19 protein-coding genes are annotated in these 25,398 nt (G+C 44.9%); 18 read left to right on the top strand and 1 reads right to left on the bottom strand.

Annotation, left to right across the window (positions count from 1 at the left end):
* Positions 1-89: 89 nt before the first annotated feature.
* From G8759_RS11495 to G8759_RS11420, 16 genes are all read left to right on the top strand, one after another.
* Complete coding sequence (locus G8759_RS11495; RefSeq protein ID WP_167208049.1) at positions 90-950, top strand: DUF2182 domain-containing protein; 861 nt, start codon at positions 90-92, stop codon at positions 948-950.
* Between the two features lie 39 nt (positions 951-989).
* The gene (locus G8759_RS11490; RefSeq protein WP_167208047.1) at positions 990-1,616 is read left to right on the top strand and encodes a DUF1326 domain-containing protein; all 627 of its coding nucleotides are present in this window, start codon (positions 990-992) and stop codon (positions 1,614-1,616) included.
* 9 nt (positions 1,617-1,625) lie between these two features.
* On the top strand, positions 1,626-2,405 hold the full coding sequence (locus G8759_RS11485; protein WP_167208045.1) for a nuclear transport factor 2 family protein: 780 nt from the start codon (positions 1,626-1,628) through the stop codon (positions 2,403-2,405).
* Between the two features lie 22 nt (positions 2,406-2,427).
* Positions 2,428-3,609, top strand: coding sequence for a nuclear transport factor 2 family protein (locus G8759_RS11480; RefSeq protein WP_167208043.1), 1,182 nt, complete (start codon positions 2,428-2,430; stop codon positions 3,607-3,609).
* A 56-nt stretch (positions 3,610-3,665) separates the two neighbouring features.
* Positions 3,666-4,106 carry an ester cyclase gene (locus G8759_RS11475; protein ID WP_167208041.1) on the top strand — a complete coding sequence of 147 codons (441 nt, stop codon included), beginning with the start codon at positions 3,666-3,668 and terminating at the stop codon, positions 4,104-4,106.
* 72 nt (positions 4,107-4,178) lie between these two features.
* On the top strand, positions 4,179-4,571 hold the full coding sequence (locus G8759_RS11470) for a nuclear transport factor 2 family protein (protein ID WP_167208039.1): 393 nt from the start codon (positions 4,179-4,181) through the stop codon (positions 4,569-4,571).
* Positions 4,572-4,661: 90 nt separating this feature from the next.
* Positions 4,662-5,087, top strand: a complete 426-nt coding sequence (locus G8759_RS11465) for a hypothetical protein (RefSeq protein WP_167208037.1) — start codon at positions 4,662-4,664, stop codon at positions 5,085-5,087.
* A gap of 95 nt (positions 5,088-5,182) precedes the next feature.
* A complete protein-coding gene (locus tag G8759_RS11460) occupies positions 5,183-5,752 on the top strand; it encodes a DJ-1/PfpI family protein (RefSeq protein ID WP_162386387.1) in 570 nt (189 codons plus the stop codon).
* A 92-nt stretch (positions 5,753-5,844) separates the two neighbouring features.
* Complete coding sequence (locus G8759_RS11455) at positions 5,845-6,267, top strand: VOC family protein (RefSeq protein ID WP_167208035.1); 423 nt, start codon at positions 5,845-5,847, stop codon at positions 6,265-6,267.
* Between the two features lie 50 nt (positions 6,268-6,317).
* Positions 6,318-8,213, top strand: a complete 1,896-nt coding sequence (locus G8759_RS11450; RefSeq protein ID WP_167208033.1) for an AGE family epimerase/isomerase — start codon at positions 6,318-6,320, stop codon at positions 8,211-8,213.
* Positions 8,214-8,322: 109 nt separating this feature from the next.
* Positions 8,323-8,661, top strand: coding sequence for an STAS domain-containing protein (locus tag G8759_RS11445; RefSeq protein WP_167208031.1), 339 nt, complete (start codon positions 8,323-8,325; stop codon positions 8,659-8,661).
* 2 nt (positions 8,662-8,663) lie between these two features.
* Positions 8,664-10,781, top strand: a complete 2,118-nt coding sequence (glgX, locus tag G8759_RS11440) for a glycogen debranching protein GlgX (RefSeq protein ID WP_167208029.1) — start codon at positions 8,664-8,666, stop codon at positions 10,779-10,781.
* Positions 10,782-10,908: 127 nt separating this feature from the next.
* Complete coding sequence (locus tag G8759_RS11435) at positions 10,909-11,223, top strand: STAS domain-containing protein (RefSeq protein WP_162386392.1); 315 nt, start codon at positions 10,909-10,911, stop codon at positions 11,221-11,223.
* A 262-nt stretch (positions 11,224-11,485) separates the two neighbouring features.
* Positions 11,486-11,911 (top strand): ATP-binding protein, encoded by a 426-nt coding sequence (locus G8759_RS11430; RefSeq protein WP_167208026.1) that lies wholly within the window; start codon positions 11,486-11,488, stop codon positions 11,909-11,911.
* Between the two features lie 26 nt (positions 11,912-11,937).
* Positions 11,938-15,087, top strand: a complete 3,150-nt coding sequence (locus G8759_RS11425; RefSeq protein WP_167208024.1) for an nSTAND1 domain-containing NTPase — start codon at positions 11,938-11,940, stop codon at positions 15,085-15,087.
* A gap of 12 nt (positions 15,088-15,099) precedes the next feature.
* A complete protein-coding gene (locus G8759_RS11420; protein ID WP_167208022.1) occupies positions 15,100-17,793 on the top strand; it encodes a TonB-dependent receptor plug domain-containing protein in 2,694 nt (897 codons plus the stop codon).
* On the opposite strand, the gene G8759_RS11415 is transcribed toward G8759_RS11420, so the two are convergent.
* Positions 17,726-18,496, bottom strand: coding sequence for a hypothetical protein (locus tag G8759_RS11415; RefSeq protein WP_167208020.1), 771 nt, complete (start codon positions 18,494-18,496; stop codon positions 17,726-17,728). The two genes, G8759_RS11420 and G8759_RS11415, sit on opposite strands and share 68 nt — an antisense overlap.
* A gap of 206 nt (positions 18,497-18,702) precedes the next feature.
* On the opposite strand from G8759_RS11415, the gene G8759_RS11410 reads away from it, so the two are divergent.
* A complete protein-coding gene (locus G8759_RS11410) occupies positions 18,703-21,555 on the top strand; it encodes a HEAT repeat domain-containing protein (protein ID WP_167208018.1) in 2,853 nt (950 codons plus the stop codon).
* Positions 21,556-21,655: 100 nt separating this feature from the next.
* Positions 21,656-25,375, top strand: coding sequence for an ATP-binding protein (locus G8759_RS11405; RefSeq protein ID WP_167208016.1), 3,720 nt, complete (start codon positions 21,656-21,658; stop codon positions 25,373-25,375).
* Positions 25,376-25,398 lie beyond the last annotated feature (23 nt).

The raw sequence follows: 25,398 nt of genomic DNA, 5'->3' as shown, positions 1-25,398 counted from the left end.
GATAATTTAGTTACTGAGAACTGCTCACTGGAAGCTACCAGACAAAGACTGCTCATTGTAAACTTTTATCCCCTTAACGGAGCAAGCGTATGTTGATGATTGTTGATGTTCCGGTTGAAGTATCCCGCCGGATAAATTGGGCATTCTTTTTCATATTATCGGCCGTTACAGTGCTGGCCTGGGTGGCTACACTGTCGCCCAAAATGGGTTCGGCAATGATGGTCGACTTAGACGCGCTCTCGGTCAATCAGGCGTCTAACTATGTCGTGGCCTGGGGTGTTATGATGGCCGCCATGATGCTACCCAGTGCCATGCCGATGATATTGCTCTACGGCATCCTGCGGCAAAAACAGGCTAAGCTTGGGCAGAAAGGTCTCTCGCCATTCATTTTCGCGCTGGTCTATATAATCGTCTGGCTGGCCACTGGCATTCCCATTTATCTGGTTAATGTCTCCATCGGTTTGCTCGAACGAGCCTACACTGCTTTTTCGGCCGCTGCACCCTACCTGTTAGGAGCATCGTTTGTGCTGGCTGGCTTGTTCCAGTTTTCTGATTTCAAGAAAAAATGCCTGAAAGTATGCCAAACGCCCTTTCAGTTTCTGATGGGGCACTGGTATACGGGCTATACCGGAAGCCTGCGTCTGTCGTTTGAACATGCGCTTTATTGTGTCGGCTGTTGCTGGGCACTAATGGGCATTATGGCCCTTCTCGGTTCGATGTCGCTCCGGTGGCTGCTTCTCATTACGGTTGCCGTGTTCATCGAAAAAATCATGCCGCGCGGACAATGGTACGCCAACTCAATTGGTGTAGTACTCATTGCACTGGGTTTGGTGATTGGTTTCCGTCCCGATCTGATTTCGATCATTCAGGGACCGCCAATGCCCATGGAACACGCCCAGTCATCGCTTACGATACCACTATGCGCTCCTGATGCACCCAAACTAAAATAAACCAACTCCTTCCTATCATTTACTAAAACAAACTCTATTATGGAAGCACCAGTTAAGTGGCATATTCAGGGTGATTTCTTTGGTAACTGTAGCTGCGAATACCTTCGCTGCCCTTGCCCGATCAGTAATTTCACGGAAATGCCTACGCAGGGTTTTTGTAAAATCTGCATCGTTTTCGACGTCGAAAAAGGGCACTTTGGCGATGTGCAACTCGATGGTATTGCCATTGCACTAATTGTTGACGTTCCGGGCATTATGGGCGATGGCAACTGGGCACTTGGTCTCATCGTCGACGAGCGCGCTACGCCAGAACAACAGGGTGCGCTGGCTACGATTCTGGGTGGTCAGGCAGGTGGTCCTATGGAACTGGCTTCCGGTTGGGTAACCAAATTCCTGGGTATGGAAGCCCGGCCGATGACGATTGAGAAAACCGACAAAACCTTCTCGATTTACGTGCCCAATATGGTCGATTACCTGGTCGAGAAAACGGAAGGCCTGATTCCAGGCGAGCCGATCTATATCGAAAATACAATTCACCCGGCCGCTCCCCGTTTCGCCCTGGGTCGTGGCAAACGCAGCTACATGCACGCCTTTGGCGTTGATTTCGAAGGTGTTGATGATCGGCAAAATGGGGTCTTCACCAAGTTCAACTGGTCTGTTAACTAATCGTTGATCATGGAAAACGACCATCTGAAAGCTGCACAGGAATTTCAATCAAAACAGATTGACTATCTGGTAAAAGGCGACGTCGACGGATTGGTAGCAGCCTGCTATACCGACGATGCCCGCCTGCATGGCTTTCAGTTTCGGGCACAGGGTCGCGCGGCCATTAAAGATGTGCTAACGCTCTATCTGCAACGGTTGAGCACACTGGGTGCCCGAACGATCGACAAGTTTGCTGCCGGCAAAAATTACATCTGGCTTGAACTGACTATCGAAAATCCAGCGGGTGAGCCGGTCAAGGTATATGAAGTAAAATTTCTACGGGATGGCCAAATCTACCTCCAGCTCTATGGGCTTCGGCAGGGTACAGTTTGGCAATCTGGCGATTTTGCGGGCTTTATACCTCCGGATGCTACCGCTGCTCACGAGTTTCACAACAGGTACCTCGATTTTCATAGCCGGGGCGACGCCGACGGGCTAGCCGACGACTTTTTCACATTAGATGCTCAGTTAGTTACCGCTCGGGTGGATGTGTCTGGCCGGGAAGCCATCCGGCAAATGTTTCGCGAACTGTTCAGCAAGGAGGCCGACTTTACTCCGCTCTCCGTCGAAAACATTACGAGTGACACGGATTACGTCTGGTTCGAAGCCACGGTTACGAGTACCCTCGGTATGCGTCGCGTCTATGATGTGATGCTGGTGCGCGATGGTGAAGTTTATCTGCAACTGGTCGGTCAACTGATGGGCGTACTGCCCACCGAAGCGGCATTTGGCCAACTGCAAAATCAATAGCCAGTTTAACTACTCGACAACGATGACAACCACAAACGGACAACAATACTGGCTATCTGAAACGGCGGAACAACCGTTGGTTATAGCCGACTTTCAGGCAGACGACGATGTATTGGTGCTGCCTTATCCGAACCTGTCGCGTTCCGACCTGGAACTGGTTCAGGAGGGGACAGATACGGTAATTCGGGTGAATGGCTCCCTAATAGGCCGGGGCGACGAACCCGTAACACTGGCCGTGCTGTCGAATACACAGGTTTATGACGTCAACCCCGTTCCGCTACTCCAGGCATTTTACGCGGCCTTGTCAGCAGGCGACCTCTCGGGCGTTCTCGACCGGGTAGCCGATGATGTTACCTGGCAAGTATCTGGTCCAACCGATCTGTTACCCTGGTCGGGTGAGTGGACGGGAAAACAAGGCGTGTCTGATTTCTATGATCGCTTACGGGAGCATGTAACATCGCCAAACTGGGAACCCAAACAGTATGTCGCGCAGGGAAATACGGTTGCCGTTATTCTCACACTCAGTGGTACATCCATAAAGAGTGGTGTGAGCTTCTCGGGCGACATTGTTCACTGGATAACGGTGCGGAATGGTAAAATCAGCCTGCTACAATTCTATCTGGACAGTTTTCCGATCGTTGTAGCCGTTGCCGGTGGACGCCCCTTTACGATAGGAGCCAGCGACAAGCCAGAGCCGCACTATGTTGCCAAACCGTTAACCTCTAACCGGGCAACCGACAGTATCGTTCTGGACCCGGCGCTTCTGGAAAACCCGCCCCAAACTGTCCACACGGTTCGGGCGATGTATGCTGCCTTGCAGGGACTGAACGTACCGGAAGTACGGAAAGTATTTGCGCCCGACGTTGTCTGGGACATTTTCGGTGCACCCGATTTACTGTCCTGGGCTGGAGAACGCAACGGCCCGGATGCTGCCGCCGAATCGGCTAATCAGATCCTGGAGACCATGCACTTCGATCATTTTAAGCCAACCCGTATGATTTATCAGGGCAACACGGCGGCCATTGTCATCGACGAAGGTGGTACATCGCTCGCAACGGGTGTTCCGTTCAAAACCAGCGTCGTGCATATTGTCGTGGCCAACGAGGAGGGGAAAGTAGTGCTTTTCAGAAACTACATCAATACCACCTGGATCGTCGAAGCCTTTCTGGGCGGTCGCCCCTACTCAGTTCCGGCGCTTCCCTAGCCTTTTCTGAAACCAAACAACTATCTCAAGTAATAAACCCTCAAACAAGCTGACTTATGTCATTTACACCCGAACAAAATAACGCCATTTGTCTGGAATTTTTCGAAACCGCCTGGAACACTGGTGTCGTACGCGAAGACCTGCTTTCTGAAGATGCGGTCGATCATTCACTGGTTGGTGGCAAGAGCAAAGCAGAACCTGGTTCAGGTAGCTTCAAGCACATCATTGGTATGTTCCACCATGCCATGCCAGACATTCATATTACTCTGCTGGACCAAATTTATACTGGAGACAAGGTTGTTCACCGCTGGAGCCTGACCGGAACCGACACGGGCGGTGTGATGGGGATGCCGCCAAGTGGCAAGACCCTGACGTTCACAGGAACAACGACGGTTCGGATGGCCGATGGCAAAATTGCAGAACGCTGGGCTAACGTCGATGAACTGGGGCTGTTGCAACAGCTCGGCGTCGTACCGCCACCACCAGGTGCTGAGTGATCGTAATCTGCAAACAAAGATGCTGTCTCATAAACCAGCAATCCAATCATCACATCAAGCCTTCCTTTTTCAATGACTAACGTACCCGACAGCCCGCTGGGCAAGATGTACCGCGAACATATTCAGCATATCCTCGACAAAAACATTGAGGCTTTGCTGGATCAGTATACCGACGATGCCTTACTCATCAGCAGTTTCACGAAGAAGCCGATCATTTACAAAGGCCGTGAGCAGATTCGTGAGCATATGCAGGGCATTCTGGGAATCGATGGCCTGGAAACCGATATCATTTTCTGGGCAGAAACCGAAGATCCGCAAACACTGATGATTACAGAACAAATCACGATGAAAACCAAAGACGGTGATGCCAACATGCGCTTTGCCGATAGCTGGGTTCTTCGTGATGGCCAGATCGCTATTCACTTTGCTGGGATGGTACAACACCCCGACGGTTCGCTGGCGTAAATCTGATTTTGGTTTACGGTATTCGCAGAATTCCCGGCGAATACCGTAAACCAAAACCGTAAACCAAAAAACTACTTAACGCAATACACAATGTTGACTCAAGAATCTATACAGGCGTTTGTTGCCGATTGGTACCACAAATTAGACGTTCACGTGCCGATGGTAGAAGTGCTGCCTTTGCTGGCAGATGCTGAACTGGAATGCGTATTTCCGGAGGTAACTGTTTACGGCTATGCCGGTTTTGAAGGCTGGTACCAGCGTGTTATCCGTACGTTTTTCGATGAAGTGCATACCGTTACGAAAGCGGAAGCCGACATCCAGGGTGATACGGCTACGGTGTCTGTAGTAGTACAGTGGGAAGCCAGTGTCTGGACTGCCCCTGAAGCAAGCAGCAAGCGCATTAATGCCGATGCCTATCAGACGTGGACCTTAAAAGCTGGCCCAGCCGGTACGCCCATCCTCACAAAGTACGTAGTCGATGATTTCGTACCCCGCGAAGGCTCGGCCACCCTATAAAGCTGATTTGCGGTTTTGGCCAGCGGGTACGTCAGCGCGTCCCTGCAAATACCTAAAACCCTAAATCATCCCGAAAAATACTAAACCAAAAACTCATGAAACTGAGCGGCAAGAAAATCGGAGTTCTACTGGAAAGCGACTACTTCGAAAATGAAATCTTCTACTACAAGTTCCGCTTCCCCGAAGAAGGGGCTGACCTGCACTTCCTGACACGGCTGTGGGGGAATGAACGCATCACCTTCCACGGGCACGAATACAGAGCACCGATGGATTGCTGGGAGAGTTTTGAGAACATGAGCGACGAGGAATTGCGGAGTTATTCAGCCATCATTGTCCCTTCGGGCATGGTATCGGACCGGCTTCGCTACACCGAAGACGTTGAAAAAATTCCGCCCGCAACGGAGTTCCTGAAACGGGCGTTCGCCGAGAAGTCGATCCTTAAAGGAATTATCTGCCATGGTCTTTGGCTGACAGCGCCCGCTACTGAACTGATAAAAGGGCGGCCATTGGTTTGCCATAACAACCTCATTGGCGATGCCAAAGCATACGGGGCCATCTATACCAACGAAGACGTTGTGGTTGATGGTGATCTGGTAACGGGTCGGTCGGGTGGACATGCCCATCTGTTCGCAAAAAAAATCATTGAGCTTCTATCCACACCTTAACTATGTACACGGCACACGAAGCCAATTAAGGTGTTGACTGGCCATTTGCCACTTACCTCGCTTCGCTGGCTTTCCATTGTACCAATTAATCTATGGCAGACATGGTTTTTTCACACATCGCGCTGTCCTGCGCAGATCCGGCCCGAACCGAACAGTATTATAGTGATCATTTTGGATTTCGCCGGGGGCGGGTAATTCCACTGGGCGGTGATAATGAGATCGTTTTCCTGAAAAACGATCAATCCGTTTATCTGGAGTTATTCCGGGCCGATGCCGAGAATCCGGGCGTGCCTGTCGCCATTAACGACGGACCGCACTATGCCGGAATCCGGCACCTTGCTTTTCAGGTATCCGACGTCGACGCCACAGTGAAGGCCATGGGAAGCGCGGCCGAGATAACGCTGGGGCCATTGGATTTCAGTGATTTTATACCTGGCTGGAAAACGATCTGGCTCAAAGATCCCGACGGCAACATCGTCGAAATCAGCCAGGGTTATACCGATCAGACCGCCTAACGGCACACCAATACGTTTTTTTTCAACCTCAAACCTCCAATCAAGCATTTATGGAAACTGACATCACAAACATTGCTCCGGGTGCCGATGGGCAAACCTCCGCTACGCGAACTGCTAACATGCGGATCGACTTCACGTTTTCGGATACAATTTCGGGCTATATCGTCGAATTTATCCCGGCCGAAAAAGCCTTCATTCTGGAAACATCTGATGGTCGTCAATTCAAGCTGTATCTGATTGCGTCTACCTACGCCCGGTCAGTGCGCAACCTGAATGAGCCGTATCAGGACGCCACGGGAGTCATGTTCGAGATGCTTTCTCAAAAAGGCCAGTTCGTTCATGCCTATGGTACCTTCTACCCGGGTGTTGACGAAGGAGAACCCGTATTTGAAGTACAGTGGCTGATCTTCCCGGGCTCCCACCCACTGGAGTATCGGCATGAAAGCCAGGATTGGTGGATTCACCAGATCAGCTCCATTGCAACGAGCTACCTCAAGTGGCAATTCAACTACCCCGAGGAGCCAATTGACTACAGCCGCTATCGGACCATGCTGCACCTGGCCGGAGCCAAAAAAGGAGATTATCTGCAGGAAACCGATACCATCTCCCGGATGATTTATGGGTTTGCTTCAGCTTACATGCTCACCGGTAACGATGCGTTCCTGGAAGGTGCCGAAAAAGGAACCGCGTATCTGCGTGAGCACATGCGTTTCTTCGATCAGGATGCCGACCTCATTTACTGGTATCACGGTCTGAAAGTAGATGGCGCTAAAGAAACGAAACTGCTTACCTCAGAATTCGGCGACGATTACTATTCGATTCCGATGTATGAGCAGATTTATGCGCTTGCCGGACCAACGCAAACCTTCCGCATCACCGGCGATAAAAACATTTTGTTCGACATCGAAAAGACCATCGACCTCTTTGAGATGTATTACAAAGACAAAGAGCAGGAAGGCTATTTCTCCCACATCGACCCAATCGGACTCGATCCACGCGATGAGTCGCTGGCTCACAACCGCGCACGTAAGAACTGGAACTCCGTTGGTGACCACGCTCCTGCCTATCTGATTAACTTATACCTGGCTACCGGCGAAAAGAAATACGCCGACTTCCTGGAGTATACCTTCGATACGATCACCAAGTATTTCCCAGACTACGAAAACAGCCCGTTTGTTCAGGAGAAATTCATGGAAGACTGGAGCAAAGACCAGACCTGGGGCTGGCAGCAAAACCGGGCGGTAGTAGGTCACAACCTCAAAATTGCCTGGAACCTGATGCGTATGCAGTCGCTCACGCCCAAGCAGGAATACCTCGATTTTGCCAAGAAGATTGCCGAGCTGATGCCCAAAGCGGGTTCTGATCAGCAGCGGGGTGGCTGGTATGATGTTGTAGAACGTCAGGTAAAACCAAACACAAAGCGCCATCAGTTTGTCTGGCATGACCGCAAAGCGTGGTGGCAGCAGGAGCAGGCTATTCTGGCCTATATGATCCTGTACGGGATTCTGGACGATAAAGAATACGAAAAGCAAGCGCGCGAAGCAGCAGCCTTCTATAACGCCTTCTTCCTGGATACCGACGATGGTGGCGTTTATTTCAACGTTTTCTCCAACGGGATGCCTTATTTGTTGGGTAACGAACGTTTCAAAGGTAGCCACTCGATGAGTGCCTACCACAGCACCGAGTTATGCTACCTCTCAACGGTATATACCAACCTGCTGATTACCAAACAACCAACGTATTTCTACTTCAAGCCGTATCCAGATTCTTTCAAGGATAACATCCTGTATGTATCGCCGGACATTCTGCCTAAAGGAAGCATCTACATCAGTGAATGTTTTATTAACGATGAACCCTACACAAACTTCAACGCCGAGGAACTGACCGTTAAACTGCCAGACTCCAGCGAACAGGTACGTGTAAAGGTTTTGATTACACCGGTTTAACAGTCGGTCGGTTGGTGAGTCAGGAAATCGGTACCGTTACTTCTGAACCGATTTCCTCCTCCTGACTGACCAACTGACCAATTCACTGACCAACTAAACACAAACAGGCATGAACGTAACGTCAAGTACGGTTGAGGCCATCACCGTCATCGAAGCATCTGGTAGTATCGACAGCAAAACAGCACCCGAGTTCGAACGGACAGCTATCGCGGCTATTCAGGGGCAAAAAGAAGTCATCATCGACCTGACCAATGTCGAGTTTTTATCCAGTGCCGGTTTACGGGTACTGCTGATGATTTACCGACAGGTAAAAACCCAAAGTGGCAAAGTGGTGCTGGTGGGCACGTCCGAAGAAATTCAGGACATTATGGCCAACACCGGGTTTCTATCCTTCTTTATCACGGTCGATACGCTCGACGAAGGCGTCAAAACCCTTAAAGCCTCGTAACCATGACCGATAATCGGATTGATTATTACCCAACCCACGAGCATGAGGGCATCAAGTTTCGGCGCGGCCATACACTACCATTCGGAGCAACAATGGTGGCGAATGGTGTCAATTTCAGCATTTACTCCAGCGCATCGACTTCCTGTACGCTCGTGCTTTTTGAACGGGGTGAAGCCGAACCTTTTGCCGAAATTCCGTTCCCCGATGAATTTCGGATCGGGAATGTGTATTCCATGATCGTTTTTGAGCTCAATTACGAACGGCTCGAATACGGTTATCGGATGGATGGGCCTTATAATCCAGCCGCCGGGCTGCGCTTCAATAAGTCGCTCATTTTGAGTGATCCTTATGCAAAAGTTATTGGTGGACGGGACACCTGGCTGGCCAAACCCAACTGGGACAATGTGTACCAGTATCGCTCACGGCTGGCTTTCGAAGACTTTGACTGGGAGCACGATCACCCACTCGAAACACCCATTGAAGATCTGGTGATCTATGAAATGCACGTTCGGGGTTTCACGAAACACGAATCGTCGGGTGTTAAAAATCCGGGCACATTCAGCGCCATCCGATCCAAAGTTGCCTACCTGAAAGAGCTGGGAATCAATTGCGTCGAGCTATTACCCATCTACGAGTTCGATGAGTGGGAAAATAGTCGCGAAAGCCCCACAACAGGTGAAGTTCTGGTTAATTACTGGGGCTATAGCACCGTTAACTTTTTCGCCCCAAAAGCTGGGTATGCCGCTACGGGTAAGTTTGGTATGCAGGTCGATGAGGTCAAAACGCTCATTAAGGAACTGCACAAAAACGGCATCGAGGTAATGCTTGATGTGGTTTTCAACCATACTGCCGAAGGCGATCATCGGGGACCAACGATTTCATTCCGGGGAATCGACAATAAGACCTATTACATGCTGACGCCGGAAGGCTATTATTTCAACTTCTCCGGCACCGGCAATACGTTGAACTGTAATAATCCGGTGGTTCGTAACATGGTGCTCGATTGCCTGCGTTACTGGGCGTCGGAATACCACATCGACGGTTTTCGCTTCGATCTGGCCGCCATTCTTGGGCGTGCTCAGGATGGTCGGCCGCTGAGTAATCCGCCACTGCTGGAGTCGCTGGCGTTTGACCCTATTCTGGCCAAGTGTAAACTGATTGCCGAAGCCTGGGATGCAGGTGGCCTGTATCAGGTTGGCTCTTTCCCAGCCTACGGTCGCTGGGCCGAGTGGAACGGTAAGTATCGCGATAGCGTCCGCAAGTTTCTGAAAAGCGACCCTGGTGAGGTTGGTGGCATGATTCAGCGGGTTATGGGTTCGCCGGATTTATACAGTCTGCGCGGCCCAACGGCCAGCATCAACTTCATTACCTGCCACGATGGTTTTTCGCTGTACGACATGTTTGCGTATAACGATAAACACAACGAAGCCAACGGCGAGAACAATAACGACGGAGCGAATGACAATAACTCCTGGAACTGTGGCTGGGAAGGCGAAACGAGTGACCCGGCCATTAACTTCCTGCGTCATAAGCAAGTTAAAAATGCGCTCGCGATTCTGCTGGTAAGCCAGGGCGTTCCAATGGTGCTGATGGGCGACGAAGTGGGCCGGACTCAAAAGGGCAATAATAACACCTATTGTCAGGATAATGATCTTAACTGGTTCGATTGGACGCAGAAAGAAACAAACGCCGATCTGTACAATTTTGCCCGGTGCATGATCAATTTCCGACGCGTTCACCCCGTATTGCGAAGCCCAACGCATTTTCAATATTGGGACTACGTTGGCAGTGGCTATCCGGACATCAGCTTCCATGGTACCAAAGCCTGGAACTGCGACCGGTCGTCATCAAGTCGGTCATTTGCTTTCCTGCTCTGTGGTGATCATGCCAAGCAGGGTATTGTGAAAGACGATATGATATACGTTGCAATGAATATGTACTGGGGAGGGCTTCATTTTGAGCTGCCTGCGCTGCCCCCCGAAAAAAAATGGTATCTATTCGCCAATACCGATATGCCATCTCCAGTCGACATCTACGAAAATGGACAGGAATCATTACTAGCCAATCAGTCTGATTTTCTGGTTGGTAGCCGTAGCGTAGTTATCCTGGTCGGAAAGTAGACCGATGATTTGTGGTATGCGATAAAGGAGGAAAACGACAGGTAACCGAACTGAAGCCTTCATCCATAAAACATCGTATAGCATACATCCTAAAACGCATCTTTTTCACCTTAAATCAAGCATTGTCATGAGTTTTACAATACTCGCAGAAGCTAAAAAAATTGCCAAAATTACACTGACGGGCGAAATTGATTCGCTGTCGGCGAGAGAGTTCCAGAAAGAGATCGAGAAGATGGCGGCAGAGTCGCCGGATGAGCTCGTACTTTTTGTTGAGAACCTCACGTTTATCTCATCAGCCGGTTTACGGGTGCTGATTTTTGCCAAGCAAAAAATGGGTTCCGGCCTGGCGATCTATATCGTGAAGCCTCAGGAGTCGGTTATTGAAACGCTGGAAAAAACCGGCCTTCAACACAGCGTCAACATCGTGGATCAGTACCTCTAAGGTCGAACCCGAACGGTTCGGCCCGGTGGGAGCGTATTCGCCTGACTGTGGCCCGGTTAAAGGTTGGTACAGATCTGCACAAATAGTTGGGGGAATAGTCTTCCATTGGCCGTTTACAGTGTGTAATCAGTGATCTAGTTAGTAACTGACACTGTCCACAGCCAACGGAAGGCTATCAACCTCCCTTCAGACAAGCCACAGTTAAGCGAATGAACTCCCACTGCCCCTGTCCGGGCGTATATCACATTTCAATCCTATACCGATGGAACGTATAACGTTTCCGGGTACCCTCGATTCGCTTGAGGGTATCCGGCAGATAGTAAAAGAAGAATCCCAGCGGGCCGGATTGTCCAAGAAAGCCGCTTATAATCTCATACTGGCTATCGATGAGATTGCTACCAATATCATCGTTCATGGCTACGAGGAAACAGGTAACGAAGGACCGGTAGATGTGTTAACCGAGAATGCTGACGGCAAACTCACAGTCATTCTCGAAGATGATGCCCCGCCGTTCAATCCGTTGAAACGGGAGTTACCCAACGAAGACTTTTTCAATAAGCCTCTCGAAGAGCGGCCCATTGGAGGCATGGGTATTCACCTGACAATCAACGCCGTTGATGAATTCAAGTATGAACTGGCCGACAATCGAAACCGCAATATTTTCATCGTAAAAACCGGCGACGACTAAACAAGTAGCGACTTTGGAAACCAGAGATGATAGAGATTTACAATAAAATCGACTATACAAATCCTTTCCCTGGGTTAAGGAGTTTCGATCACGAAGACTCCTACTTGTTTTTTGGCCGTGATCAACACATCCGCGAACTTAAAGCGATGTTGCAAACGGCTCCCCTGTTAGCTATTGTCGGCAATTCAGGGAGTGGCAAATCATCATTAATTAAAGCTGGATTAATTCCTACCCTACAACGCGAAAGCACAAACTGGGCAGTTATTGCGCTAACACTGGGCAGCAGTCCGTTTCAAAGTCTTACAGCAGCTCTCCAGCAATATTTTACTGATCAGAAAATCGATATCAGCAATCTGGATATCGAATACATGCTGCGGAACGACTCAGATACGCTAACCAAGCTCCTCCCTAATCATCAACAGCAATCCATTCTGCTGTTTATCGACCAGTTTGAAGAAATTTTCCGGTATCGACTTGACGACACGGAAGGAACAACCCAACAAGACGACGTTACCCTTTTTATTCAGCTACTGCTGACGGCCACCCAACAGCGCGATAATCCAATTTTTATCGTGTTGACAATGCGTTCTGATTTTCTGGATTATTGTACGCTCTATGAAGGGCTTACGGAGGCCATCAATTCAGGATCGTATTTACTGCCCCGAATGAACAAGGCTGAAATTCAGGAAGTAATCACGAAACCTGTAGAAACGTTAGGTGCCCGGATAACCCCTTCACTAACCGAACGATTACTGCTCGACACGGGCCAGAATGCGCATCAGTTGCCGGTTTTGCAACATGCACTGATGCGCATTTGGAAGTGCTGGAAAGAAACGGCCACTCCGGATCAGCCGATCGACATTGTCCATTACGAAGCCATCGGCACAATGGTGAATGCGATATCGATCCACGCCGAAGAATTGTACGCCAGCCTGTCATCAGATAAAGGTAGACAGGCTACCGAAAAAATTTTTAAGTCGTTAATTACGCTGGGAATCGACGATAGGAGTGTCATTAATTCACTCAGTATCAATACCATTAAAGCAATAACCGGTTTACCGGAATATTTAATTTTCGACATAGTTGATCGATTTCGGGCACGCGAAGCATCATTTCTGATGCCTTTTGCCGGTACATCGGTTGGTCAGGATACGGTTATCAGTATTTCGCGGGGCCGCATCGTCCAGTTATGGGAGCGGCTGCTGGTCTGGAGTCAGGAAGAAACCGAATCGGCTAAACTCTACAAAGAAATTGCCAAATCATCGGCACAATATCAGGAAGGAAAAACAGGTTTACTGGTCCCCCCTGAGTTACAGATTGCCCTCAAGTGGCAGAAAGAAAATAAGCCAACCCTGGCCTGGGCTCAACGCTATGACATTTTCTTCGAACGGGCTATCACCTATCTAGAATATAGCAAAGACCAGTATGAGTTTGAGGTTCAAAGCCGGGAAAAACGCCAAAAACAAGACATTCGCCGAACTAGGACCTTAGCCGTTACTGGAATTACACTAGCCGTTCTTGCCATCATAACGGCTATTTATTTTACTCTACTGGCGGGTGAAGCAAAACAAGCCCGGAAAGATGCGGAAAGCAACGCTCAAAATGCCCGACGAGAGCAACAAAACGCCGAAAGCCAGACCAAAGAAGCGGTTTCCCAGAGCAAAATTGCCAAGCAATTGCAGGAGATCGCCGAACAGCAACGACTCTTAACCGAAGAGCAACAGAAAATTGCTGAATCACAACGCCAATATGCGCAGGAACAACAAAAACTTGCGATCAGTCAGCAGATCAGAGCCGACAAAGAACGAGGTATTGCTGTTCAGCAGAAAACTCTGGCCGATATAGCAACTGGCATTGCTTCGTCTGCCGAAAAACGGGCCAAAAATGCCAGCAGAATTTCGGACAGCTTAAAAGTGCTTGCCGAAAGGACCAGTGAGCGAGAGAAACAAAATGCCAAAGAAGCGAGTCGGCTGGGTATGCTGGCCATTGCCCAGTCCATTGCGATCAAGTCGCAACAGTTGCCCGAAAAAAACAAAGATTCACTGCCGCAACTGCTATCGGTAGTCGCCTATCAACTCAATATTGCCAACGGCGGCCAGCCCAATTCGCCCGCTATTTTTGCCGCCCTATCGAAGGCGGGCGAAAAGAAGGCTATCTTTGAAGGACATCGCGACAATGTCAGAGCAGTGGCAATTAAGCCGGGTGGCAACTTCATTGCCTCATCGAGCGACGATGGCACCGTTCGGGTCTGGCGTCTGGATAATGATCAACCTGTTACTATTTTTACACCTACCCGCCGGACAACGGGCGGGTTTCGATCGGTGGCCTTCTCGCACGATGGAAAGCAACTTTTTGCTGGTAATACCGATGGGCGGCTCCATGTCTGGGACATGGCCCAGCCGAAAAAAGGAATGTATTATTCAACGACTCCCTCCCCTATTTTTGACTTACTACCCTATAAAGATGGGTCACAACTGGTGTCAGTGAGTACGTCGGGAAATGTCAGAATCTGGAAAATTACGCCGAGGGGTCTCGACTCGCTGGCACATATCTCAACCGGCTATAAACTCTACGCGGCCCAGCTATCTCCTGATGGCTCTCATCTGATTTGTGGGTCTGATAATGGGCGGCTAATAGCCATTAATCTAGCCGACAGAACCAAAGAACCAGTGGTTACGAGCCGGCCTGAGTTTAGAGGGAACCGCGTATCAGCTCTTGCTTTTAGCAATGATGGAAAATCACTTGTTACAGGTAGTTTGTCGGGCGATGTAATACTCTGGAACTTTAGTAATAACAGAATTAATAGCCTGGTATCATTTCTGCCAGGTGCTCACGCAGCCAGCGTGACAGGTGCCCTTATTTCGCCCAATGGTGAATTTATCCTGACGAGTAGTCTGGATGGGTCGGTTCACATCTGGACTCATGCCGACATTCGGCAAGCACCAATCGTGATCAGCGATTACCGGACCTGGATAATGAACATCACCCTTAGCGCCGATGGGAACACCTTGTTCTATTACGGGGCAGACCAGACAATTCGTTCGATGAGCATCAATACGAAGAAGCTCTACGACAAAGTATTTAAAGTGGCCAAAGGTAACCTAACGGATCAGGAATGGAACAAACTAATGGCTGGCTACCTGGCACAACCAGGCATTTTACTCAATACAAACTAGATGTAAAGCGTTATGAAACCAATAGTTTACCTGGTGTTTTTGGCTGCGTTACTGGGCATCCTTGCTTCAGCAACGTCAGCTACTGCCCAAGGTGGATGCGGGGATTATAAAATCAAAGATGCACAGGATAAGTATGATCGGGCCAATTTCAATGAAGTATTTGACCTGCTGATACCCTGCCTGAACAATGGGTTCGATACAAAGCAAAAGATACTGGCCTATAAGCTGCTTTCATTGACGTATCTCGCCCTCGACTCAACCCAGCAGGCCAACGAGGCCATCGCCCAAATGCTGGTTTATAACCCAGGCTACGAGCCAGAGGCTGACTTGCTGTTGCCCTATCGCTTTGTTAACATGGTTAATGTGATCAAGCAGACACAGACACAAGTCATTCGGGTCACATCTGTCTCAAAAAAGCCAGAAGAACTCTACAAGGCGCCAGCCACGGTTATGGTCATTAGCGATGAGGATATTCGTCAGCGTGGATACACGGATCTGGAGATACTCTTTAATGATTTACCTGGTTTCGATGTATCCCGGACATACGGGCTGACATATTCCAACATCTACCAGCGCGGCTATCGCTCCGATAATACGGAACGGACGCTGTTTATGATTGACGGTATCGAAGAAAATGACTTATGGAGCAACATTGTTTACTGGTCTACGCAAATACCGATTTCGAATGTAAAGCGGGTTGAAATCGTGTATGGACCAGCTTCTACAATTTACGGAGCAAATGCCTTCCTGGGAGTCGTTAATGTCATTACCAAAACACCCAAGGAGCTATTAGGCACTAAGAAAGCGGCTGTAATCGCCGATTTAGGGTATGGCTCCTACAACACACGCTATGCCGACGTTACGGCGGCAGGTCGTCTGGGAAACATGTCGGTCAGCGTTACAGGCAGGGGCTATTTTTCGAATCTGGCCGATTTATCAAAATACCCGGAATATGACTTCAATCCAGATGATTATAACAATGTAAATTACAAAAAGTCCCTGAGCTTCAAGGGAGCTGGTAACGCCCAAAAATATGGAATAGGAGGGCCTTATTTTACAACAGTTGGCGATTCGGTTTTGCTGACAGCAGCAGGCATCACCGCTGCCCAGAATCTCGATAAGCAGGCATTGCAACAAACGCCGAATGGCAATCCGGTTGCCTATTCAAATGAGCTGAAGGCTTATTACCTGAAAGCAAAACTAGCCTTCAATGATATTACACTTGGTTTTCAGACCTGGAATCTGAGTGAAGGAACGCTCAACTCCGCCAACGACAATTCGCGGGCAGGTTCAAAAAATGGCAATATCTGGCGGCCGATGCAAAGTCTGGTTTTTGCGGTTTACAATAACGAAATCATCAAAGATAAACTGTCCATTATCAATACAATCCAATATCGAGTGACCGAAGTTGGCGATCAATCACGCTCCGTTACGTTGCGGAATTACAGCAATCTGGGGTTGAATACACTCGCCAGAACGGCCAATGCTCCAATCGCGAGCGACCCTTCCAGCGTTCGATTGGCTTATAACTTAAGTCAAAATACGGTTCCTTACTGGGAAACACAGTATTTCTATCAACATTCAAATCAGTTCAGAAATGAGTTGCGCTTGCTGGCTACTCCTAATGACCGGCTGGATCTGGTTGGCGGACTTGAGTTTCGAAGCAGTAGTATTCAGGGCGACTATAAAACAATTACGATAAGTAAAACGCTGACCACTCCAATTGATACGAGCGCAAAAGATTATGGCAGAAGCACGCTAGACAATACGGCTGGCGGCAATTTATTTGAATACTTTAACTTGGGTGCTTTTTTCCAGGGCACTTATGCCGTTAATAGTCTCTTTACGATGACGCTAGGCGGTCGATACGATTACGCCCAAATACGTAAATCTGGTGGTTACGGATCAGAATTTAACCCGAGAATTGCCCTGATCTTTACACCTGGCCGGCTGGCCTTCAAAGCCATCTATGCAAAAGCATTTCAGGATGCGTCTAGCCGTGACCGGTACGCCATCAGTTCAACCCGGTTACTATCAAACCCAACGCTTCAACCCGATCGCATCGACAATTTTGAGCTTGCTGTCACGTATGCACAGAGCAATCGATCACAAATAGGGATAACCACCTATTATTCAGCCTTTTCTGACATTGTCGAGGAAAGTTCTGTCAGCTTTGGCACAGGTCGAACCCAGCAAAAGCAGAATACGGGTAAGGCCAATGTGTTTGGCATACAGGCAACAGCTGACTTGCAGTTAAGCAGTCGCTTTAAGGTATATGCTAATTATACATACACCAACGGAACACGGGAAGACACGCTGAAAAAAAATGAAACGCAGCGAACAGCACTTACAATCGGCGATATTGCCAAGCATCATTTTAATGCTGGCATCAATGGTCGATTTCTCAAAAATCGGCTCAACGGCAATCTGAGAGTAAATTATGTTAGCGATAGGCTGGTAGGGCCGGGTACATCGGTACCAACGAACACCTTACAACCTGGCGGTGTATTCCCGGCTTATTTACTTGTTAATGGAGCAGTTACTTATCAACTAAACAGAGTGGCTCAGATTCAGCTCATAGGCAACAACCTTCTTAACCTTGAGTATTTTGACCCTGGGACTCGATCAGCTAACGGAACTAGTCAGTCTTATCGGATGCCCCAAAAGGGAATAAATGGTATGGTTCGTCTGATGGTTTCGTTATAGCACAATTTGAAAGCAGGTGCTGAGGCCCCCAGAAAAAAATGACACGATCACCCATTGTTTCAATTACACCAAGCCGTTGCAAGAAAAGCTTTTCTGCTTCAGGAGCTTTATCAAGATTTACCTGTTCGAAATCACTGTAACGCTGCGGAAGGGAAGTTGTAAACTTAAATGGATGAGCATCTTCTAAAACAGTAATACCTAACTCGTTTTTAAGCCGGGAAACTAGTTGAGAGCCCCGTTCTGAAAAAGAGCCGTCGGAGAAAGGCTCCATGTATTCGCAAACATTTCGGTAAGCACGTAATGCATAAGGATTTGATGTAATGGCATATAAAAGAAGTTTCGAATTTGTTTTCTCGATCCGGCGGTTAAATTCAGCCGTAGCGAACGAAATAAGATTCTGAATAATTCGCTGGTTTCGATAACGAAGATCTGTAACAGCATAACCGTTATATACGGCAGAAAAACGTTGATTTTCTAAGACAACCGTGCAACGTTTTTGATAATTAAAGAGCAAAATACCAACAACATCAGCGCCTAATTTAGCCACAAAAGCAATGTCATTCACCGAATAAACACGTTCAATAAGGTCAGTCGGATTCAGATAACTTTGACCAACTAAATGAACAAGTACATTTTTCAAATATGCATTTTCCTTGAAGGCATCATCCTCAAGGATATCATAAGTTAGCAAGAAGTTATCCATAGGTAAAAAAAGCGAAACAAAAAATATGGCACTAAACAAAAATACAAATTTATTGAATAAATATCTAAATAATAAGTCAAAATAAAAGTCATGTACAGAATAAGCAGATCCGAAATTACTTGTAGAAATTAAGATCAAAATTATATAACTTTACAGTAAAGCAAACAACAGATAAAATATTGAAAAATTGTGTAAATTAAATTAAAATGACAAAAAGTGACGCTATAGCAAATTTTTTAACAATCAGACAGGAAGAAAAACCAATGGTACTTCTCTTGTTTGGTTATTCATTTTGCATTAGTCTGGGATTATATATATATTATACTGCTGCCACAACATTATTTTTAACAAGGTTCGATGGAGCGATGTTACCAGTTGCTTACATAGCAGGTGGCCTATTTCTTTTCATAATTGCCAAAAGTAATTCTTTCATTCAGAAGTATATTAAATTTTCGTCACTGGCAATTGGCTTGGTATTATCTCTTACTTTTTCGTTAGTTATACTTCTGATCTGTTATGAAATTACCGAAAATAAATGGATAATTTTTCTGCTTTACCTTTGGATTAGAGCAAATTTATTTGTTTTTAGTTTTACTTTTTGGGTATCAGCGTCCAGAATTTTTGATTTAGGGCAGGCCAAACGATTATATAGCTTAATCGGCACAGGAGAAGTGTTAGCCTCTATAGCAGCAAATTTTCTCGTAAAAACCTTAATAAGTGAGAAAATAGTTCAGGTCGAGGAACTGCTCTATATAGCACTATTTTTTATAGCCTGCTCATTATTTTTCATTAGTAGAATCACAAATAAAGACAGAGAAAAGTTATCATTCAAAAGAAGTACACGCGCAGCAGTCGATAGCACGATAAGTTCAGTCAGCAAAAAATATTCAGTATTAATGTATTTATTAGGGCTACTACCAGTGGCTTGTCTTTACATTATCGAGTTTAGCTTTTCAGTAGATAGCAAAGCTTTCTTCCCTGATAAAGAACAACTTGCGATATTTCTTGGCCAATTTTTATTCATCTGTTCTATCATTGAGTTCCTGGTAAAAGGAGTTCTATTCCGTTATGTTGCAGCTACTTATGGAATCATGTCAGGATTGATATTGATGCCTGTTTCATTAATAATAGTCACAGTTTTATTATTTTTCATGACGACTATTAATGTAAAGGTATTTTTCTTAATTCTAATTAGTCGATTTTTAATCACGTCAGTCCGTCGATCATTCAGCGATACATCGTATCAACTATTATATCAACCAATCCCTGGCAGAGAAAGTATAAAACTCCAAAATCAAGTTGAAACATATGCAAAACCATTAGGGTATGTTATCGCAGGACTATCATTAATTATTTTATTGAAATTTAACTTATCCAGTGCAATATACGTATATGCCTTTTTATTGATCTTTCTAATAATATGGGCACTTTTGGCCTTCATGATGCGGAAGGAATACAAATCTACATTATTAAATATTCTTCAGCTGACGGAAACATCTAGAAATAATTTATCAAAAATCGTAACACCAGTTTCGATAGATCAAGAGAGAGCTTACAAGGCCAGTTCAGAATTTGAAGACATAATTAGTCTAGCTGAATCTACAAACAGCGAAGACAGAAAACGGTCTGCCAGTTTGTTAACTAGCTCGGGTCGATATTCTTCATTCAAATATATTATAAAGCTTCTTGAAGATAAAGATATTAATGTGCGCCTTGCAGCTATTACGGCTTCACCTCAAATGAACCGTCCAGAAGTAGTTCCCTATTTATTACCATGTATTGTCCAGCCTGAACTCAAGTTGGCAACCCAAACTAGCTTACAAAAGATTGGTGAATCGGCAGTAGATTATTTTGTTAGTTATGTCAACAAAAATACTAACAATATAGAAGTAATAACCAGTCTAATTGAGAGCGCGGAAATAATTGGCGGGCCAAAAGCATCTCGGTTTCTCCGTTCAAAATTAGTTCATCAATCAAATGAAGTGGTCGATAGAGCTATTGAATCACTGATCGAAATTGGGTACACCCCAAATACGAGTGAAGAATCTCAGCTAATAGCACAGATCGACTTAAAAGTAGATATTTATCTGTGGATTGTTTCTGCCGAAATTGATCTAAAAAAATCAGAAGAAGGTAATACACTAATTAAAGCATTAAGCAATGAACGTAAAAGCGTAATGTTAAAAATATTGAAAATATTATCTCTATTACGTGGCGACAAGCAATTCGAAAAGGTTGTAGAATTGATGTACAATCCTAAATCTAAAGCAAAAAGTTATTTGGCTGATTTAGTTAGTTTCTTAATTGAATTAGAAGAAGTTAGAATGAGAGTATTAACTCTTTTCGAAAATATTTCTGATTACGAAATTCTGCTAAAATATCAGGACCGATATCCGCAACAGTATTTATCCCCTGAGCAACGACTATTATCAATATTAAACAGAGATAATCTAAGTGTTTGGACAAAAGCGCTTGCCCTAAAGCAGCTTCTAAGTTATACCGACGAAAAAGCAATAAATGCCCTGGCGGCCAATACTACTACCGAAAGTATTGTACTTGCAGAAACGGCACTTTTTGGATTAATGAAACTAAATCCGGAGCGATTTATTGAGTTGTCAACCTATTTTAAAGCGAAAAATGATCGCAAATATGCTACCCTTTGCTCGAAGGTTCAATCCTATAACAACAAATATGATCTAGCCATTAGCAAAGCTGAAGCACTCGTTTTTTCCAGGGCGACAAGGAACTGGAATCTAGATTATCTGCAAACTATAAGCGGCTCGCTTACAGTTGTTTCTTTGGAGGAAGGTCAATTGTTAGAGCCTGCTTTGGGTAGTTCTCAATCTAAAACCATCACGGGATTTATTGTCATAGAAGGGTCTATACAGATAACTAATGAAGACACCACCGAGACTATCTTAGCGGCATTTGATTGTCAATCACTTCCAGACTCGGTAAAGTCTATTCGAGCTATTGATGGCAGCAGCAGACTTTATGTGACAGTGTATCCCTTAACAGTCGAAAAACCAGCCGAGCAACGCTTAGTAACAACAGCCTAAAAGCCTGAAGCTAAGTAAAGCATTTATGAATAGAATCAGAAAAATAGCGCCCTACTCTCTTTTGCAAACTTACTTGTGGGTTAGTATTCTATTGACTGTCATGTCGAATTTGGTACTGGCTCAATCACATGAGGCAGCAAGCGAAAACGGCGCGCTATTTATCAAATTATTTTCTGCAGATGAATACAAAAACCATGACGAAAATTTTGCAATAGCTCAGGATAAGCGAGGAGTCATGTATTTTGGTAATTTCGGTGGAATACTGGAATATGATGGCGTAAACTGGCGAACGATTATTACAACAACCCAAACAAAAGTATCTTCGCTTTTTTATAGCCGTTCAGGCACTATGTATGTAGGGGCCCGCGATGAATTTGGTTATTTATATCCTGACAAATCAGGAAAATTACTTTTCAAATCTCTCGCCAACACAATCAATTCATCAATAGGAGAAATAAGCAGAATTATTGAGTATAAAAATCAAATTTATTTTATTTCCAACAAAAAGATATTTATATTAAAAAATAACAAAATAAAATCGATATCGCTCAGCGAACAAACCCGATCTGTATATTCTTTAGACGATAAACTGGCCTTAGTTCAAAAAAACAATGCTATTGTCTTTCTGGACAAATTATCATTAAAGCTTAGTGAACAAATAAACACTGGTTTAAAAGATATTGTTGATATTATACCCATAAGCTCAACAACTAACCTACTATTTACAGAGGATAGTGGAATTTATAAGCAATCAGAAAATTCTGTAAGTCTATTCAATTGTGCTGCTACTACTTTATTAACCAATAGTGCAGTAACTAGTGTTTATTCTTACAATAAAAATACTATTGCAGTATGGTCGGCAAAAAAAGGATTATTATTAATGAATAATGATGGGTCAATAACCAAATTAAGCAACAGTAAAGAAAAAATAGAAAACAGTAGGGTAAACTCTATTTTTAAAGATAAAGATTCAAACTTATGGCTAGCTCTTGATAATGGGCTAGCTCAATTAAGCATTAATTCACCTATATCTCAGTTTTTGGCTTCAACCAATAATTTTGGAAGTATCAATGGTATTATTCGCTATAAAGGTAAATTATGTTTAGCAACTAATAAAGGGTTATTTTATCTGGAAAACTCCAGGTTCATCCCTGTAAATGGGATTAATATAGGCTGTTGGGGTCTGCTACAGGTCAACGGAAATTTATTGGTAGCCAGTAGCAATGGTGTATATCTTTTAAGTTCTTTAGTATCTGCTCCGCAACGAGTAAATAAAGAATACAGCTTTTGTCTTGTTCAGGGTAAAATAAATTCAAACAAAGTATATGTTGGTAATAGAGATGGGTTAGCGCTCATAACCTTCACCAACAATACAACTACTTACCAGCAGCTTGAAAAATATGACGCTAATATTACCAATATTTTTTGCGATGATACCGGTGATATCTGGATGGAAAGTATTACAAGAGGAATCTACCGCTATTCGCCCACTAGCGGAGAAACTAATAATTATCATTATACCTCACCTAACGGCGAATTAACCAGAGTTGGCAACCATATTTTGCAATCAGATCAGGGAATCATATTATATAATGCAAAAGGAGTTTTCCAATATAACCAGCCAGTTAATGCATTCCTCCCATCGCCTTTTCTGACGGAAAAAAACACTAAAACTAACTTCAGCAACAAAAATTGGTATGGCTTAATTTCCAAAGATCGTTATAATAACTATTGGGTAACGAGAGGTGACGACAAAAATATTTCTTATTATAAACGGACAGGTACTTTATTCAAGAAAGATACAAACCGTTTTTTACCGCTTGCCGATGTATCCATACGTACCATTCACACAGATACAAATCGTATCGTGTGGTTTGGCGGTTCAGAAGAGCTGATCCGGTTCGATCTAGCTTTTAAAGAAAAAAACGCAGGACCATATCAAGCTTTTATTCGTAAAATTACCAGTGGCGATAGCGTATTATTTAATGGATATAGCGTGACCGGGAGCCTGGTCGATAAATCACTGGACCCAGATGGGGATGTAGTATTTAATTCTCAGATAAACGATTTAAAATTCGACTTTTCGGCAGCCAGCTATGCGCCTAATGATAAACTACAATTCCAGTATTATTTAGATGGATTTGATAGCGATTGGTCTGACTGGACAAATCAGACTACCAAAGAATACACAAATTTGTCACCAGGGAGTTACACATTTTATGTAAAGGCAAAAAACATATATGGTCTTGAAAGCACAGACTCCTCTTTTTCATTCACAGTAAAAACACCGCTATATGAGCGATGGTGGGCTATTATTTTCTATGTATTACTGGGAGGTTTTTTACTCGTTACCCTGATACGGTGGCGTTTAGAAAAAGCAAATAGAGAGCGTCAGCAGCTTGAAAATTTAATTAAGGAAAGGACAGAAGAGATTGTCGATCAAAAATTAGAATTAGAGCATCAGTCAGAAGAGCTGGCCGCAAAAAATGATCAGTTGGAAAAAATTGATTTAATCGTCCAGTCCATAAATGCCGAGGTCGATTTTTCCAATTTATTCCAGACAATTCTCGCAAAATTCAGTGTTATTCGTAATATGGATAACGGCAGTTTTCTGATCTACGATAAAGTTTCCGATACATTCAAATTTAAGGCTTTACGGGGCATTCAGGATTTAAGCGCCTTTGAATCCATAGAGTTAACGTTGTCACAAGCTAAAGAACGATATCTGGCGCAATCTGAGGAAGTTTACGAAGATATTTTCTACAAGAATAATTTTCAGTTTACTCCACTGAACAACCCAATTGATAACCTAAATACACCTAAATCATTATTAACAATAACGATAAAAAATGAGGGCACAATTGAGGCATTCATACTGCTTGAAAACATATCCAGGTCATATGCGTTCGATCAGCGTGATATAAGCATGCTGCGTAACCTGAAAGAGCATTTAATTGCCGCATACATTAAGACTCGGTTACTAGAAAACCTTGAAAATACACTTAATGATCTTAAAAACACACAGGGCGAACTTATTCGCCAGGAGAAGTTAGCTTCGGTTGGTCAATTAACTAAAGGAATTGTTGATCGTATTTTAAACCCACTAAATTATGTCAATAATTTCTCTCAATCATCCGATGATTTAATTGATGAAATAATTGAGATTATTGAAAAGCAGAAAGATACCCTTCCTGCTGATACATGTGAAGATCTGGTTGTCGAGTTAAAGATGTTGAAAAACAATCAGGAAAAAATTCAGGAGCATAGTAATAGTACGACCCGTATCTTAAAAGATATGCAGAAATTATTGAGGGAAAAATCCAAAGATTTTCTGGAAACAGACCTCAATAGTTTTATTGAAAGTAAAGCCAGAACGGCCTTGCAGGAATCTAAAGTTAATTACAAAGATTTTTCGGTTAATCTGACGTTAAACCTGGAACGTAATCCAATCCGAACCAAGCTTTTACCCTATGAGTTTGGGCAGGTCGTGCAAAACCTGGTCAGCAACGCCTGTTATACGCTGTTTGAAAAGAGTAAGCACACACCTGGCTTCGCACCTGAGGTACTTATCGAGACAAAAACTGTTAAAGATCATGTCTTAGTACGGTTTCGTGACAATGGCAAAGGGATTCCCCAACAGGAAATCGAAAAAATATTCAGTCCATTCTTTACCACAAAGCCAACCTCAAAAGGTACCGGTTTAGGCTTGTTTATGGTCAAAGACATCATTGAAACGCATAAAGGCAAAGTTGAAATTATATCCAGGGAGGGCGAATTCACGGAGCTTTTGGTGACACTACCTACAATTAACACCTTATGATTTTTACCACTACTACCTCGTAA

Origin of the sequence: Spirosoma aureum, assembly GCF_011604685.1 — a bacterium.
Taxonomy (GTDB): domain Bacteria; phylum Bacteroidota; class Bacteroidia; order Cytophagales; family Spirosomataceae; genus Spirosoma; species Spirosoma aureum.
The sequence above is the reverse complement of the archived record's forward strand: the minus strand, read 5'-3'. Positions and strand labels throughout refer to the sequence as shown.

Coding starts and splice junctions, on each gene's coding strand:
- G8759_RS11435 (WP_162386392.1), top strand. CDS start 10,909: ATGAGTTTTACAATACTCGCAGAAGCTAAAAAAATTGCCAAAATTACA.
- G8759_RS11465 (WP_167208037.1), top strand. CDS start 4,662: ATGTTGACTCAAGAATCTATACAGGCGTTTGTTGCCGATTGGTACCAC.
- G8759_RS11470 (WP_167208039.1), top strand. CDS start 4,179: ATGACTAACGTACCCGACAGCCCGCTGGGCAAGATGTACCGCGAACAT.
- G8759_RS11480 (WP_167208043.1), top strand. CDS start 2,428: ATGACAACCACAAACGGACAACAATACTGGCTATCTGAAACGGCGGAA.
- G8759_RS11485 (WP_167208045.1), top strand. CDS start 1,626: ATGGAAAACGACCATCTGAAAGCTGCACAGGAATTTCAATCAAAACAG.
- G8759_RS11425 (WP_167208024.1), top strand. CDS start 11,938: ATGATAGAGATTTACAATAAAATCGACTATACAAATCCTTTCCCTGGG.
- G8759_RS11420 (WP_167208022.1), top strand. CDS start 15,100: ATGAAACCAATAGTTTACCTGGTGTTTTTGGCTGCGTTACTGGGCATC.
- glgX (WP_167208029.1), top strand. CDS start 8,664: ATGACCGATAATCGGATTGATTATTACCCAACCCACGAGCATGAGGGC.
- G8759_RS11450 (WP_167208033.1), top strand. CDS start 6,318: ATGGAAACTGACATCACAAACATTGCTCCGGGTGCCGATGGGCAAACC.
- G8759_RS11495 (WP_167208049.1), top strand. CDS start 90: ATGTTGATGATTGTTGATGTTCCGGTTGAAGTATCCCGCCGGATAAAT.
- G8759_RS11430 (WP_167208026.1), top strand. CDS start 11,486: ATGGAACGTATAACGTTTCCGGGTACCCTCGATTCGCTTGAGGGTATC.
- G8759_RS11460 (WP_162386387.1), top strand. CDS start 5,183: ATGAAACTGAGCGGCAAGAAAATCGGAGTTCTACTGGAAAGCGACTAC.
- G8759_RS11455 (WP_167208035.1), top strand. CDS start 5,845: ATGGCAGACATGGTTTTTTCACACATCGCGCTGTCCTGCGCAGATCCG.
- G8759_RS11405 (WP_167208016.1), top strand. CDS start 21,656: ATGTCGAATTTGGTACTGGCTCAATCACATGAGGCAGCAAGCGAAAAC.
- G8759_RS11415 (WP_167208020.1), bottom strand. CDS start 18,496: ATGGATAACTTCTTGCTAACTTATGATATCCTTGAGGATGATGCCTTC.
- G8759_RS11475 (WP_167208041.1), top strand. CDS start 3,666: ATGTCATTTACACCCGAACAAAATAACGCCATTTGTCTGGAATTTTTC.
- G8759_RS11410 (WP_167208018.1), top strand. CDS start 18,703: ATGACAAAAAGTGACGCTATAGCAAATTTTTTAACAATCAGACAGGAA.
- G8759_RS11490 (WP_167208047.1), top strand. CDS start 990: ATGGAAGCACCAGTTAAGTGGCATATTCAGGGTGATTTCTTTGGTAAC.
- G8759_RS11445 (WP_167208031.1), top strand. CDS start 8,323: ATGAACGTAACGTCAAGTACGGTTGAGGCCATCACCGTCATCGAAGCA.